Source organism: Priestia sp. YIM B13489 (genome assembly GCF_042787645.1).
GTDB classification, from domain to species: Bacteria; Bacillota; Bacilli; order Bacillales; family Bacillaceae_H; genus Priestia; species Priestia megaterium.
In genome coordinates this window covers 21,094-36,149 of the sequence record NZ_JBHZOQ010000036.1, presented here as the reverse complement: position 1 = coordinate 36,149, position 15,056 = coordinate 21,094, and the positions used below count along the sequence as shown (strand labels likewise).

Below are 15,056 nucleotides of genomic sequence, written 5' to 3'. Positions count from 1 at the left end.
TTCATAACTTTTCCCACCTATTTTTAATACCTTCTTTCAACGCTCTATACTTATCTATCTAGTAAATGTTTAAACTACTAAAAAGGTTCTATTCCTATGATTTTATGACATATACTATATTAGATTTTAATCCGAATAAGGAGGTACACATGACATATCCTCAATTTCCAACCTACAGTTATATGAGAGTGGATCCCGTTTTAATTAAAGATATTGAAAAAGCTATTAATGGGGAGTATAACGCCATTATCTGTTACGAACAACTAGCTAAGGTTGCGCCCACAAAGAAAGAGCGTGAACGTATTCTAGAGATAAGAAAAGACGAAATTAAGCATTATCAAACATTCTCTACAATTTATGCAAATCTAACAGGTAAACAGTTTGAAGCCAGCGTTTCAGAGAAGTGTCCAAATACTTATAAAGAAGGGCTGCAAGTTGCTATTGAAGATGAACAAGAAACGGTAGACTTCTATCTAGATATTTCAGACAAAGCACAAGATGTGTATACTAAAGAAGCCTTTCGGCGAGCTGCAGCAGACGAACAAAATCATGCTGTATGGTTCTTATATTTTTACACCGACCTTTAAATTATGTACGTAAAGAGATCAACAGTGAGTTGATCTCTTTATTATTTACTTATATAAGAGAATAATTCCCTCCTTCTGTAGACATATATTGATATTTGGAAATGAACACACAGGTAGCATCCTCTAGATCAGGAAAATGCCCTTCTATGCTTTCTTTTCTATTGACCACTTTACCTAAACCCTTTATAAAATTTGCTGTATAGTGCTAATTTAACCGTGACGGGATAGCACAAGAAGGAATTTTAATGATGAATAGAGAATATACAATATTGCTCCAGAATAAAAGAAGAGTAGTGTTTGAGAAAACTAGTACAAAACGGGACGTAAATTAACCCAGGCAGCCCTATCGGAAATTAAACATACTTGTGTATAAGAGAGGTACAATACTGTGTTAAAAGTAAAACCCCTTGAAAATAGTGACTATGAACTTATAAAGGAAGCTGAAAGAGTTATAAAGCAGAATTACTTATATGGAAGACACCATATAGGGTCAGCTATTTCTACGAAAACAGGTAAGATATATTCAGCAGTACATTTAGAAGCGAATGTAGGGAGAATAACTGTTTGTGGTGAAGCTATGGCAATCGGAAAATCCATATCAGAAGGCGAACGTGATTTTGATACAATAGTTGCTGTTGCACATCCACATCCCCACGAGAATATAGAAAACTGTTGGGTAGTTGCCCCTTGTGGTATGTGTCGTGAATTGATAAGTGATTATGGTGAAGAAATTGATGTAATTATTCCCTACAATGACGAAATTGTAAAATGCAACGTAATGGAGTTAATTCCAGAAAAATATTCAAAGGTTACGGAGTAAAAAATGAGGATTGCCGAAGCAATCCTTTCTTTACTCCGAGTAAGTTTGCAAAAAATAGTACGTGCGTTAGTTAAGGAATGGGGAACCTAGCAAATATAGGTTCCCCTAATTATTATACAGAAATCAACATTTAAATTTAACAGAGCCAAATAAAAAAGGAAACAGCTCCAATTAAGGCTGTTTCCTGTAAAATTCCAATCCGTACTAATTCTCTTACCCATTTTAATTAAAATGAAACATGAATATGGTATTTTTTTATAAAATATATTTCACTTCCGATATCTGTGATTATGTTAACTAACTTTGTATATTCTATACAACATAAAAACAGAAAAAACTACCTTGGAGTTGGGAAGGTAGTTTTTTCTGAAGTAACTAAAGAAAATAGGTTGTGGATGCCTAGTCGGAGGGCATCTTGAGTAGTTTGCTCGAATAATAATAACTTATTCATTTTTAAGTACTTTTGTTAGAAGTACTATCTGATTATGCAACTCGTTCTTAGTAGGTAAATGTCTACAGTTATCATAATCTGCAATTAGACATTTAACCTCCCTATAGAATAGGAAATGTTCATAGTTATCGAGCATATTTTCTCCTCCTGATGCTATCCCTATCTTTTATATGTACCCCTTCAACACGTTCTTCTAACACATGATTTCCGATAACGTACATAAATGTATACCTTTTTGAACTATCTACACTGGACAGACTTCAACATAGGTTAACTTTATATAGTTATTAATAAAAATTAAGGGCATTTTCTTTAATAAATCTCGAAATTCTGCCAACAGCTGTTTATATTTAAAGCGTTTTAATCCATGACCATGAATACTGTTGCGGCAATTCTAAATCATAATTCAAACGATTGGCTGCATAATATGTCCAGTGAGGATTCACTAATAATTCACGTCCTATAAAAACTAAATCGGCACGTCCATTTGAAATAATTTCTTCAGCTTGTTCTGGCTGAATGACTTTTCCTACTGCCCCTGTAGCAATCTCTGCTTCCTTGCGAATAGACTCTGCATATAAAACTTGATAGCCAGGAAATGTTTTTGCTTTTGCAGGCGTAAGTAATCCATTACTTACATCAATTAAATCTACTCCAAGCTCTTTTAACCATTTAGCATATACAATGCTATCTTCAATTGTGTTGCCTCTCTCTGCTTGATCAGTTGCAGAAATCCTTACAAATAAAGGCCCCATCCACTCAGACTGTACTTTTTCAATGACTTCCTTCAGAATACGAAATCTGTCTTCTGGAGAGCCTCCATACTCATCAGTTCGATAGTTAGTAACTGGTGAAAGAAACTCATGAAGTAAGTAACCATGCGCAGCATGGATTTCTACCACATCAAATCCAGCTTCTGTACAACGTCTTGCACTTTGACCAAATGCCTCTACTACTTGATTAATTTGTATCTTAGTAAGCTCTTCAGGAACTTTTCCACCTTTTGAGAAGGCTATAGCAGATGGAGCCGCAATAGGATCATCGATTTTAGCTTTACGGCCTGCATGATTTAATTGCATTCCTACCGCCGCACCTTGACCTTTAATTAAATTGACTAGGTCCCTTAAACCTTCTACTTGCCCATCTTCCCAAATACCGAGGTCGGTTGGTCCCATTCTTCCTTGTTTAGTAACTGCTGTTGATTCAATTATGATAAGTCCCACTCCGCCAACAGCTCTTGCAGGATAATGGATACGGTGCCAATCTTGTACAAGACCAGAACCGTCTTTACAAGCATACATACTCATGGGAGACATGACAATTCTATTTTTTAATTCTAAGTTTTTAATTTTATATGGACTAAATAAATTGGACATTTTATGCACACTCCTGCGAAATGATTGAGGAATGGCTCTTTTCTATAGATCGACTTGAATCTTTTCTTTGAACCGTTTAATATTTTCCTCATTTCTTCGATAATAAGTCCATTGGCTAATATGTTTCGATTCCACTAAGCCTACCTTTTGCAGCTGAACTAAATGATCGGAAATGACTGATTGGGACATCCCAGTTTTCTTTTTAATAGAACTTACACAGACCCCTTTAAAGTCGGAGTTTTTCGGTAAATTAATTTGAGGTTCAAAGTTTTCATCCGGATCTTTTAGCCATTCTAAAATGTTATATCGGGTTTCATTAGACAATGCTTTTAACACAGGTAAAGTTAAAGTATCCATATGCTATCTACCTTTCTAAAAATAAAATCGAATAAACGAATATATAATATATTTTTGTCACCGTTTAAACATAGTATTTATAGTTTATCATATTTAACATTTAACCTTCCTGTAGAAAAAGCCCGGAGATATATCCAGGCATTTTTTCCTCTTTTTTTATTTAGTTTGTTTTGAAAAGATTTCGTTCATGAAATCTCCAGCACTTAGAATAGCTTCCTTGCCTTCTTCTAGGAAAGAATGAAATGCTGGCCAGTTATGAACCATACCAGGGAAGGACCTAAATCTAATGTCGATTCCTGCTAATGCAGCATTGTTAACAAATGTTAAAGCCTCACTTAACATTACTTCAACTTCTCCCACCATTACATAGATTGGTGGTAACCCTCTTAAATCACCATAAATTGGTGATGCTAAAGGAGCCTCTGGTGAAGTACCATTTAAATACGTTTCTGCTAGATATTTAACACCTGCAGTTGAATTCATTGGGTCAATTCCTTCTTTTGTTATATAAGTTTCACCAGTTTGAGCCAAATCAATCCAAGGTGAAATCATTACACCACCAGCTGGAAGAGGTAACTTTGTATCACGAATGCTCATTAATAATCCAGCAGTCATGCTTCCTCCTGCTGATTCACCAGCAATAATAATATTTTTAGCATCATAACCTTGATCTAATAACCATGTATAAGCTTTTAGTGCATCTTCAATTGGTGCAGGAAATGAATGCTCAGGAGCTAATCGGTAGTTAATTGCAAGTGTACGTGCTTTCGCTGCTCTTCCTAATTCACTCGTTTCTCCGCGATGAGATGCAATACTTCCAAATAAGAAACCTCCACCGTGTAGGTAAAGAAGTACACGATCATCCTTAGATTCAGGAACGATTTGCCACTCGCCTTCCATTCCGTTAATATCTACTTTTTCTGTTGCTACATCATCAGCAACTGGTAATTTCCCATACATTTTCTCAGCTTGCACACGTAATTCTTCAACCGGAATAGTGAAGTCAGGTATATTATCTTTGAAGAAATTATTTGCTTTTTGAATATCTTTATAGTTACTCATATATAACACTCCTTAAAATTATGAAGATTAACTTCATTTATTCAGTTAAAACTACACCTATTTATTACAAACATTAACTACTCAAATATAGAACCTTTCAAGCACAATACAGAGTATTAATCGGTTTTTACCGATATTAACATTTAAAAATTTTTATATGGTTTATTCCTATATATTTTTTAATTCCATTCTATATCACTAAAATTAAAAAGGTACCTCTATCCTTTCAAGCTTTAAATAAAACACATTGGTTAATCGCCAAAAACCGATTAACTGGTGTAAAAAAATATATTTTGGATATTTCAATTGTATCCACGTGAATATAATTAACATTATTGTAAATGAAAGTTAGTTAATCTCTTTTTCCCGATATTGTAATGCAAAATAGGTTTTATATTGCGCTTGAAAGGTGTAAGGAAAATTTAACACACTTAAAATATATCGTCAACTAAAAAACGATAACCAATATATTACAGTTTATATCTGTATCATAATACAAAGTTAGTTTATATATACAATTATACTTAGTTTTGTCTATTATTTATTTGAAATTATGTTACTTATCACTCCTTATATAGATATAAAGTTTTTACTTCTTATCATATACCACTCTCTCTTCTACTTTCCTTTGGAGAATTTTTTGTATTCGCGATAAATAAACATAAAATTCACAATTATTTAATGTTGATGTGTTTTTAATAAGGAAAATTCAATCAAAAATAAAAATAATACTTTTTTTATATAGAACAGTAAATGAATAAACTATCTTCTAAAAATAATTGTTTTATCACTTACACTTAGTGACGACAAATACGCTATTTTTCTACAACGTATATACTTCTAAATCACAGAATATCAATTATTATTTAACAGTTATTTCTTTTACTCCGACTTTCGTGTTTCTAAATAGGTATACTTTTACGGACGAAATATTTAATTCTATTATAAGATGTTAAAGTAATTATTATCGTTAACAAAATAAAAAGCTATCTTGGCAGTGTGGAAGTGAGGTACCTATAATAAGAGTTAAGCATACTAATAAGAGTGGAGAAGATAAAATGGTGCAGGTAAGAATGGCAACACTTAATGATTTAGAGAAACTGGTATGTATTGATTCTGAAGTTATCGGTAACAGAGAAAGAGAAGCAGACCTAAGGGAGTTCATTAAACAGAATAGATGTTTTTTAGGACAAATAGAAGATCAGATTGCCGGTTTTCTAGTGTATCATAAACATTTCTTTGGTCATTTGTTCATAGAATTAGTGATTGTACGCCCGACACTACAACGACAAGGTATTGCAAAAACACTTATGAAATATGTAGAAAATGTTTGTCCCACAAATAAAATTTTTTCATCAACGAATAAATCAAATGAAAAAATGCAAAAAGTCTTTAATTCACTGAATTATGTTAGAAGTGGATGTATTGATAATTTAGATGATGAGGACATAGAAATCGTATTTTTCAAGAAAATTAGTAACTAACAATAAGAGACCTTGAAGTTTCAGGTCTTTTTTAGTGCCGGGAATGGCGATTATGGTAACTAGGCATACGTAGGATATACCATTTTCATTTTATATACTTGTACTTAAACTAATGACTAGTTTAAGTGCAAGTATAAATTCATTAGAAACTGTGCTTGAACTCAAATAATATCAAAAACAATCCTACTTAATAAAAATCGGAATGACAGATTCTTTTACTAATTCAACAAAAGCTTTGACTATTGACGATTGATTTTTACTTTCCCATACAAGGGCCGTTACAGTATTAAATTTGTTATTCCTAATGTCCCGATATATAACTTCATTTTGTAATAATAATTGGATGGAAGCAGGAACGATAGCTACACCAATTCCTGCAGAAACTAAAGATATAACCGTAGACATTTCTGCTGTTTCTTGTACAATGTTTGGACTAAACCCTGCTTCATAACAGCTGTTAATCACCCCATCATAATGATGTTGGTTTGATTTTCTTCCAATTAAAATAAATGGATCATTGGCTAACTCAATAAGATCAATTAAGGATGTTTTGAAAGCTAAAGGGTGTTCTTTTGGTAAGGCTACAACCATAGATTCTCGTCTAATTATTTCAAAATTAAGTGTTTCATCTTCAATGGGTTCACTAATTATCCCAATTTGAATAGTTCCCTCTTGTAAGGCTTTTAATTGTTCTGCAGACGTAAGTTGTTTTAAAACTACATGAATAGAAGGATATTGTTTTCTGTACTGTTTTATGATGGTTGGAAGAACATCATAAGCTGATGAAGCTAAAAAACCAATAATGATTTCTCCAAGCTCTCCTCGACTTACCATTCTAACTGTTTCGATTGATTCATCTAAACTTTTGAAAAGCAGATAAACTTTTTCTAAAAACACTTGCCCTTCTTTGGTTAACTCCACATGTCTTTTCGTCCGATAGAAAAGTGAGACTCCCAATTCTTCTTCTAACTTACGGATCTGAAGGCTTAATGGCGGCTGTGCCATGTTTAAACGGGCTGCAGCTTTGCCAAAATGTAGTTCTTCAGCTACTGTTTTGAAATATTTCAAATGACGTAATTCCACTGTAATCCCTCTCTTATTGTTTTTAATACTTTTAATGTATTAATTACTTATAATATATATATTAGACATGTTTATTCGCGTCTTGTAAAGTAGAAACGAAGAATTCTTCATATACAGTTACATTATTTAGAGTCATCAATAAAGAATTAATAAGTTTTAATCACGCAGAAAGAGGGTTCTTAGGTTGAATTCACCAATATCGAAATTATGGACGTGGCAGTTTTTCCTTATTATTTTAATAACTATGTCATTTTACCTGTGTCTACAGATGCTTACAGGGGGATTTTCAATTTTTGTTACAAAACTTAGTCACAACCCAACCTTAGGAGGCGTTATGACGACAGCTTTTATGTTGGCCGCGATTATAACTCGTCCAGTAACAGGAATTTTAATGCATAAAATAAATATCAAAAAGGGGCTATGCGTTATGCTCCTTTTTGTACTTGTTTGTATCATGATTAGTTACGGTCAACAAGTTATTCCTTTATTAATATCACTACGAATTTTAGAAGGTATAGGCTTCGGAGTTACAACAACTCTATTAGCTACACTTGCAACAAATTTGATTCCCGAAGAACGAATGGGTGAAGGGATTGGCTACTTTGGAATGGCGACAAGTCTAGGAGCAACTCTCGGTCCGATGATTGCCCTATCAATTTTACATTCATTCTCTTTTAAATTTCTTCTTTTTGTAACCATGTTTCTAATAGTAATCTCATTTGTTTTTTCATTTTTTATCAAAATCAAACAATCGCAGTCATTTGCTGAACCGCCGACCCAAAAAGAAGCATTAATGGATTTTGTTTTTGATAAACGAGCTATGCTTCCATGCTTTTTAGTCATGCTTTTTTATTGCACTTATTCCGGTATTGTGAATTTTATTAATAGTCTAGGGGAAGAAGAGCATTTAGGTAGCAAAGTTTCTCTCTTCTTTTTAATTATTGCCGTTGTCATCGTATTAGTTAGACCCTTTTCAGGAAAAATTTATGATCAAATGGGGCATAAGTACTTAATTTATCCGGCAAGTATCTGCAGTATCATTGGTTTGATCTTAATTGCATTTGCACATGGCTTTACGACATTTTTCATTGCAGCCGTACTTTACGGTATTGCTTACAGTGTCATGCAACCCTCATTTCAAGCATGGGCTGTAAGCAAGGTATTTGCTGATAAAAAAGGGACGGTCAATGCCATGTCCCTTAGTTCTATGGATTTAGGAATGGCCCTTGGTTCTCCAATTCTTGGTGGTGTTGCCAGTTTAACAGGTTACAGAGGGATGTACAGCCTTTCCTCCCTGTTAATTGTCGCCCTTGTCTTAATGTATATGATGAGACACCTTAAGGACATTAAGGCGCAAAAGGTATAATTAAAATTCAACTAGCTAAAGGAGACAATTGCCATTTAGAACTGGGAAATTAAATTATGTAACTTCATCTAAGTTTAAAAAGCGCGCAAATTAAGATTTTTAACTGGTGAAAACCTTCATGCGAAGATAGTCCAAGACCATGGGAAAGTAACAGCTACTCTTCATTATCTAGAATCATAAAATTATAATTACAACAAACAGCAATAACGGCAAATGTTTAAAGAAAAAGAAGACTCTATAGTTAATGCTGTAATAAAAAATTATTGAGTGAAAGAATCTTGAATTAATCTATAAAGAAAGAAGGAATAAAAATGAATACTTTAAGTTTTAGACGTCACCGTCACCTACGTTCCTCAGAAAACATGCGCACGATTGTTCGAGAGACTCATTTATACAGAGAAGATTTAATCTATCCTTTTTTCGTAGTTGAAGGCGGAGAAGAGAGAAAACCGATTAAATCTATGCCTGGTATAGAACAAATTCCTTTAGATCTATTGAATGATGAAATGAGTGAAATTGTAGAATTAGGTATTAAAGCTGTCATTGTTTTTGGTATCCCATTAGAAAAAGATGAGATTGGTTCTGGAGCTTATCATGATCATGGGATTGTCCAAAACGCTATTCGCCAAATTAAAGAAAAATTTCCTGAGTTGATTGTTATTGCTGATACTTGTATGTGCGAATTTACAAGTCATGGACATTGTGGCGTTGTTCAAGGAGAAAAAGTCTTAAATGACCCTTCCTTAGATTTATTAGCTAAAACCGCGATTAGTCAAGCTCAGGCAGGAGCAGATATTATTGCACCTTCTAATATGATGGATGGATTTGTTAAAGCTATTCGATTGGGCTTAGACAGTGCTGGATTTGAAAATATACCGATTATGTCTTATGCAGTAAAATATTCATCTGCTTTTTATCAACCTTTCCGTGAAGCTGCGGAATCAAGTCCAGAGTTCGGCGACCGAAAAACCTATCAAATGGATCCGGCAAACCGTTTAGAAGCATTGCGTGAAGCTGAATCTGATGTATCAGAAGGAGCAGATTTTATCATCGTAAAGCCTGCTTTATCTTATTTAGACATTATTCGTGATGTAAAAAACAGATTTAAGCTACCAATAGTGACATATAATGTGGGTGGTGAATACGCTATGGTTAAAGCTGCAGCAATAAATGGTTGGATTGATGAAAAACAAACAGTGTTAGAAGTACTAATCTCTATGAAACGAGCAGGTAGTGATTTAATCATTACTTATCATGCTAAAGATGTTGCTCGATGGTTGTCGGAATAAACGATTCTGGTATAAGAAATCTATTAAACATAACCTGCTGACATTATTTTGCCGACGTTAGAATGTTGCCTACGGGTTAATTTGAGTTTTGGGTATTTTGGCTGAAATAATGGAGACACAGGGAATATCCATTCCAAATATAAAAATTATACGTTTAGAATTAGCTGAAAAGAGTAAGGCATTACCTTAAAGTAACAAATGGCTCTTGAAAAATCGATGAAATATATATTAAGGTAAAGGGCAATAGATATACCTATATCGTATAGCCGATTACGAAGAAAACACCTTGATTTTTATCTTAGTAGAATAAGAGACAAAAAAGCTGCAAAGCGCTTCTTCAAAGAAGCTTTGTAGCTTTTTGATGTTTCAGTTTCATGTGTCATAACAGCAGATAAGACCTCTTCCCTACCATGGAGAAATTTAGGCAAGTTAAGTAGAGCTCAATTATAAGGTAGAGCAAGATCACTGTTTAATTCGTTCTATGCTGGGATTGAAGTTACTTCGTACAGCTATTTACATACTGTGTGGTACAGAAGCCATACATATACTTAAAAAGAAACAAATTCGTCAAAGGGTGATGTCTATTCAAAATCAAAAATAATTCATCCATAAGCCATTTGGATTGGCTTCATAAGCTAACAACTTTAGAGAAACTCCCTCTTTATGTTTTTAGTGAATAATCAGTCTTTATACCAGACACAAACCGTGCATATTTGCACATAACGTGCGAATGTGCACGGTTTTTACATGAAAAAGTTTTAAAAATTGCTGTTTGTCTTTTTAAATAACTTAATTTCAATAAAATTATATGTTGGCACGAATATTGCATTCTTAATAAATGACAAAACATATTGTCAAAATGTGATTAATTAGGAGGAATAAATGTGTCAACAACATTAGATTTAAATGCGTTTACGGAGAAATATAATTTACCGGATCAAGCCATTGATGTTAATGAGATTCCTTGGGTACCAACTTTTACGGAAGCAGATGGTGTCTGGTTTAAGCCGGTCCGATTTGATTTAACAACAGGTAACTGGATTCATATTTCAAAATTTAAAGCAGGTAAAGGCAACGCGCGACACCGACATACGGGGGGGACTGTGTTGGCCTATACACTTCAAGGAACCTGGAGATATTTAGAAAGAGACTGGATAGCCAAGCCAGGTACTTTTGTTTATGAACCGCCAGGTGATATCCATACCTTAGTAGTGGATGAAGGAGAAGATATGATTACCCTTTTCAATTTAGGAGGGGTCATTGAATATTTCGATAAAGATGGAAATGTCACATTACAGGATGATATTTTCTATAGAATGAAAAAATACTTCGACTACTGTGAAGAACATAATATTCCTGTGAAAGATTTAACTTTTTAATTATGATCTCTTCTGAAATAATATTGTTGTTTAAATAATTTCTAGCTCATTCATTTTATTTGAATGAGCTAGAAATCAAACATCCTGTACAACATAATTTTAATAATAAAAATAGGCTAACATATCTGCATTATTGTTTGGAAACGCTTTCTTAATTAATTTTTTTGGGGGTATAAAATGGATTTTCAAGAGAAAAAGGATGAAGCTCTTCGTAAAAAACAAGTAAAAAAAGCAGCGATTGCAAGTATTGTAGGAACCTCTATTGAATGGTATGACTTTTTTCTATATGGAACTATGGCAGCGTTAGTTTTTCCAAAGCTATTTTTTCCAGAATCTGATTCTTATATCGGCGTATTGCAGGCATTTACAACTCTTTTTATTGGGTTCCTTGCCAGGCCTATTGGAGCTATGATATTTGGTAATTACGGAGACCGAATTGGACGAAAAGCAACCCTAGTTATCACACTTCTGTTGATGGGTATTAGTAGTACACTAATAGGCCTGTTGCCTACTTACGAAAATATTGGCATTTGGGCGTCTGTTTTCCTCGTATTATTAAGATTCATTCAAGGAATTGGTGTTGGGGGTGAATGGGGAGGATCAGTTGTCCTTTCTATAGAGTGGAGTTCTAAAAAACACCGTGGATTAATGGGAAGTATGACTCAATTAGGTGTTCCGATTGGACTTTTAGTATCAACATGTGTTGTTTCAATTTGTATATTTTTTACTGGTGATAGCTTTGAGTCATGGGGATGGAGAATTCCTTTTCTAATAAGTATTTTACTTGTAGGTGTTGGTCTCTTTATCCGTCTAGGTATTAAAGAATCCCCACAATTCTCAAAAATGAAAGAAGAAAATCTTGTAGCTAAACGACCTGTTCTGGAAGTTATTAAAGAACATCCAAAAACTATTATGCTCGCTGCCTTTTCTCGTTTATCAGAACAAGTACCTTTCTATCTCTTTACAACTTTCGTTATTTCTTATGGGACGGAACAAATTAATTTAGATAAACAATTTCTTACGAATACCGTTTTACTTGTTTCAGTTGCATATCTTTTTGTTGTCCCTCTTTCTGCTTATTTATCAGATAAATTCGGCCGCAAAAAAATGTACTTTATTGGAAGTTCAATCACGCTCTTATTTGCATTTCCTTACTTTTATCTTTTGAATACTGGGGTATCTTCCTTAATCATTCTAGCTATTGCGATTTCAGGTATAGGTCCTGGCATGGTATATGGTCCACAAGCTGCCATGATTGCAGAGAATTTTCCACTTCACCTTCGTTATAGTGGATCATCATTAGCTTATCAATTGGCTTCTATTATTGGAGGAGGGATTGCTCCTATGATTTCCCTTTTTCTCTTCCATGAATTCGGAAGCACAACACCGATCAGCCTGTACATCATTCTCTGTTGTATTATTGCTATTGTTTCTGTTTCACAATTTAAAGGAGCAGGACAAGCGAAAGATGATAATCATGATATAAAACAGACAATGTAAATAAAAAATATTTTTTTAGAGAGATATAATTTTATAATCGAAACTTAAGAGGTTCTGGTGCGAATTCACACTAGAACCTCTTTTACAATTGGAATTATTACACCCGAAATTTTTTTGATTGACTGATTATTTGTAGATTATCATCGAAAATAACAATATAGAAACACTCTTTACTACCTTATTAACTAATGGATATATAATGATGTTTATATTTCGTTGACTTAAATTGCTAAGGTATTTAATCTTTGCAATCATGCACAAATTTGCATTTTCGCACACACTATACATCATTAAAGCTACTAATGGGTTAGTAAAAGTATTTATTTACTTAATAAGATTGAGCCCTATTTTTTTTGCTTTGCGAACTAAGGTTGTTCGATGCATACCCAATCGATCAGCTACAAGACTAACATCTCCAAGGTCTTCCCACGTTGCTTTAATAACTTGAAATTCAATATCTTTAACGATGGCATCAAGTTTTTTGAGTTTTTTGATATTTTTAGATATAGTTGAGTTTTTCGAATCATGTACATAGTCAGGCAAATCATGTACGTCAATCATATTACCATCACAAAGAACCACTAACTGCTCTATTAAATACTGCAATTCTCTTACATTCCCTGGCCATTCATAATTCTCTAACGCTAAGTAAACTCCCTTCGATAAATGAACTGAACTTTTATATTGATCATTATACTTATTAAGAAAATAATTCGTTAATACATAAATATCCTCTTTATAATCTCGTAGAGATGGAAGTTTAATGGGCACTACTGATAAACGATAGTAAAGATCCTCTCTAAACTTTTTTTCGGTAATTAGTTGTTTGAGATTCTGGTGTGTTGCTGCAATAACTCTAACATCTACTTCATTTGAATTATTTCCCCCGACTCGTCTAACTTTTTTATCTTGTAAAAAAGTTAAAAGCTTAACCTGTAAATGTAACGGTAATTCCCCAATTTCATCAAGAAATATTGTTCCTTCATGAGCAATCTCTAGTAACCCTGCTTTCCCGCCTCGTACAGCACCTGTAAATGCTCCATTTGCATAGCCAAATAATTCGGATTCAATCAACTGTTCCGGAAGAGCGCCACAGTTAACTTCTATAAAAGGCTTGGATGACCGACTGCTTAATTGATGGATCGCTTTAGCTACTACATTTTTTCCGCATCCAGTTTCGCCTAAAAGTAGAACTGTAGAATCAACGCCTGCAATTTTATTGATCTTTGTTTTAACGGTACGAATGGTATGACTATTGCCAATTAATCCTGGCACCTCAACGATTTGAGAACGAAGAACTTGTAATTCTACCTTTTGGTTATTGTTCATAATTTCTTGAGCTTTTAAAGATTCCCTTAATCGATTCAGTTCAGTCATATCATAGACTGTGTTGAACATTTTTACTAAATCCCCATCTTGATTAAAAATTGGATTTCCAGTTACTAACCATAGTTGATCTCCATCTTTAATTTTTTGTAACATAGAAACTGTCTTTTTATTTTCAAGTACTTTTAATGTAATGGAATTGTCAAAATATCCTCTATAGACTAATTCGGATACATGACGTCCAATGACCTCTTCCTTGTGTATTCCAGTCATTTGGGAATATTTATTATTGATTCGAAGAGTAAACCCCTTTTCATCTGTGATATATATGCCATCATGGACAGAGTCGATTATCATATCCATTTCATTAATTTCAGTTTGAGATTTCTCCATTCTACTTTGATAGACATACAAAGGCTCTAAAGTTTCTAATAGAAATATAACGTCATTAAAGCTAATTTTCCGTACAGATCGATAATAATTGATTTCATTTATAGAAAACTCACTATCCATTTGATCTATATTATTATCTACTAATTGTTGACTTAAAAAAAATAGTGAAGAATCATGAAAAGAAAAGCCCTTTTTAAAATTAAAGAGTTTTTTCGCTGGGTCATTATAATGCAACAAAGATCCATTTTCATGAAATAACATAGTCGCGTGTTCCATTATATCTATAAATGTATCTAGCTTAGTCATCTTTATTAATTTTTTTTCGAGTTTGTTGTCTAATAATTGATTCATTTTCCCACCCCTTATTAACATAAAAACAGTGTTAAATATAATTTTTATTATACCATTGATTTTTCATTTCTAATTTAGAGCCTTCATCTTGAATAAACTTACAAATTAGAAAGGTAACATAGATATTTTTTATTATGTCATATAGAATTTTTAGTTCCCGTTCGTATAGTCCAAAAATATAAGTTGGTATGGAAATTGCATGTTATTAAAGTGATGATAAATACGCAGTGAG

12 protein-coding genes and 1 pseudogene are annotated in these 15,056 nt (G+C 33.4%); 8 read left to right on the top strand and 5 right to left on the bottom strand.

Annotated features, from left to right (window positions below):
* Positions 1-149: 149 nt before the first annotated feature.
* Both ACFX4W_RS02005 and ACFX4W_RS02000 read left to right on the top strand, forming a co-directional pair.
* On the top strand, positions 150-587 hold the full coding sequence (locus ACFX4W_RS02005; protein WP_377559214.1) for a ferritin-like domain-containing protein: 438 nt from the start codon (positions 150-152) through the stop codon (positions 585-587).
* Between the two features lie 388 nt (positions 588-975).
* Positions 976-1,407: a cytidine deaminase gene (locus ACFX4W_RS02000; RefSeq protein ID WP_377559213.1), complete on the top strand. Its 432-nt coding sequence runs from the start codon at positions 976-978 to the stop codon at positions 1,405-1,407.
* A gap of 801 nt (positions 1,408-2,208) precedes the next feature.
* On the opposite strand, the gene namA is transcribed toward ACFX4W_RS02000, so the two are convergent.
* The 3 genes from namA to ACFX4W_RS01985 all read right to left on the bottom strand — a co-directional run bounded on the left by namA (position 2,209) and on the right by ACFX4W_RS01985 (position 4,653).
* Positions 2,209-3,234 carry an NADPH dehydrogenase NamA gene (gene namA, locus ACFX4W_RS01995; protein WP_377558866.1) on the bottom strand — a complete coding sequence of 342 codons (1,026 nt, stop codon included), beginning with the start codon at positions 3,232-3,234 and terminating at the stop codon, positions 2,209-2,211.
* A gap of 42 nt (positions 3,235-3,276) precedes the next feature.
* Positions 3,277-3,591 carry an ArsR/SmtB family transcription factor gene (locus ACFX4W_RS01990; protein WP_097825324.1) on the bottom strand — a complete coding sequence of 105 codons (315 nt, stop codon included), beginning with the start codon at positions 3,589-3,591 and terminating at the stop codon, positions 3,277-3,279.
* Between the two features lie 156 nt (positions 3,592-3,747).
* Complete coding sequence (locus ACFX4W_RS01985) at positions 3,748-4,653, bottom strand: alpha/beta hydrolase (protein ID WP_097825325.1); 906 nt, start codon at positions 4,651-4,653, stop codon at positions 3,748-3,750.
* Positions 4,654-5,711: 1,058 nt separating this feature from the next.
* Between ACFX4W_RS01985 and ACFX4W_RS01980 the strand changes: the two genes are divergently transcribed.
* Complete coding sequence (locus ACFX4W_RS01980; protein WP_377256863.1) at positions 5,712-6,137, top strand: GNAT family N-acetyltransferase; 426 nt, start codon at positions 5,712-5,714, stop codon at positions 6,135-6,137.
* Between the two features lie 183 nt (positions 6,138-6,320).
* Here the strand turns inward: ACFX4W_RS01980 and ACFX4W_RS01975 are convergent, their stop codons facing one another.
* Complete coding sequence (locus ACFX4W_RS01975) at positions 6,321-7,220, bottom strand: LysR substrate-binding domain-containing protein (protein WP_377256866.1); 900 nt, start codon at positions 7,218-7,220, stop codon at positions 6,321-6,323.
* A gap of 244 nt (positions 7,221-7,464) precedes the next feature.
* Here ACFX4W_RS01975 and ACFX4W_RS01970 point away from each other — a divergent pair, with 244 nt between their 5' ends.
* The 5 genes and pseudogenes from ACFX4W_RS01970 to ACFX4W_RS01950 all read left to right on the top strand — a co-directional run bounded on the left by ACFX4W_RS01970 (position 7,465) and on the right by ACFX4W_RS01950 (position 12,754).
* A complete protein-coding gene (locus tag ACFX4W_RS01970) occupies positions 7,465-8,586 on the top strand; it encodes an MFS transporter (protein WP_377558867.1) in 1,122 nt (373 codons plus the stop codon).
* Between the two features lie 311 nt (positions 8,587-8,897).
* Positions 8,898-9,875: a porphobilinogen synthase gene (gene hemB / locus ACFX4W_RS01965; RefSeq protein WP_377256869.1), complete on the top strand. Its 978-nt coding sequence runs from the start codon at positions 8,898-8,900 to the stop codon at positions 9,873-9,875.
* 42 nt (positions 9,876-9,917) lie between these two features.
* Positions 9,918-10,476, top strand: a pseudogene (locus tag ACFX4W_RS01960) (DDE-type integrase/transposase/recombinase).
* 283 nt (positions 10,477-10,759) lie between these two features.
* Positions 10,760-11,254 carry a 2,4'-dihydroxyacetophenone dioxygenase family protein gene (locus tag ACFX4W_RS01955; RefSeq protein WP_162215350.1) on the top strand — a complete coding sequence of 165 codons (495 nt, stop codon included), beginning with the start codon at positions 10,760-10,762 and terminating at the stop codon, positions 11,252-11,254.
* Between the two features lie 177 nt (positions 11,255-11,431).
* Entirely contained in the window at positions 11,432-12,754 is a 1,323-nt protein-coding gene (locus tag ACFX4W_RS01950; RefSeq protein ID WP_377256872.1) for an MFS transporter, read from the top strand.
* 324 nt (positions 12,755-13,078) lie between these two features.
* Here the strand turns inward: ACFX4W_RS01950 and ACFX4W_RS01945 are convergent, their stop codons facing one another.
* Positions 13,079-14,824 (bottom strand): sigma-54 interaction domain-containing protein, encoded by a 1,746-nt coding sequence (locus ACFX4W_RS01945; RefSeq protein ID WP_377558865.1) that lies wholly within the window; start codon positions 14,822-14,824, stop codon positions 13,079-13,081.
* Between the last annotated feature and the right edge of the window lie 232 nt (positions 14,825-15,056).

Bases quoted from the DNA above. Each gene is read 5' to 3' on its own strand.
- ACFX4W_RS02005 (WP_377559214.1), top strand. From the start codon at position 150: ATGACATATCCTCAATTTCCAACCTACAGTTATATGAGAGTGGATCCC.
- namA (WP_377558866.1), bottom strand. From the start codon at position 3,234: ATGTCCAATTTATTTAGTCCATATAAAATTAAAAACTTAGAATTAAAA.
- ACFX4W_RS01990 (WP_097825324.1), bottom strand. From the start codon at position 3,591: ATGGATACTTTAACTTTACCTGTGTTAAAAGCATTGTCTAATGAAACC.
- ACFX4W_RS01985 (WP_097825325.1), bottom strand. From the start codon at position 4,653: ATGAGTAACTATAAAGATATTCAAAAAGCAAATAATTTCTTCAAAGAT.
- ACFX4W_RS01980 (WP_377256863.1), top strand. From the start codon at position 5,712: ATGGTGCAGGTAAGAATGGCAACACTTAATGATTTAGAGAAACTGGTA.
- ACFX4W_RS01970 (WP_377558867.1), top strand. From the start codon at position 7,465: ATGTCATTTTACCTGTGTCTACAGATGCTTACAGGGGGATTTTCAATT.
- hemB (WP_377256869.1), top strand. From the start codon at position 8,898: ATGAATACTTTAAGTTTTAGACGTCACCGTCACCTACGTTCCTCAGAA.
- ACFX4W_RS01950 (WP_377256872.1), top strand. From the start codon at position 11,432: ATGGATTTTCAAGAGAAAAAGGATGAAGCTCTTCGTAAAAAACAAGTA.
- ACFX4W_RS01945 (WP_377558865.1), bottom strand. From the start codon at position 14,824: ATGAATCAATTATTAGACAACAAACTCGAAAAAAAATTAATAAAGATG.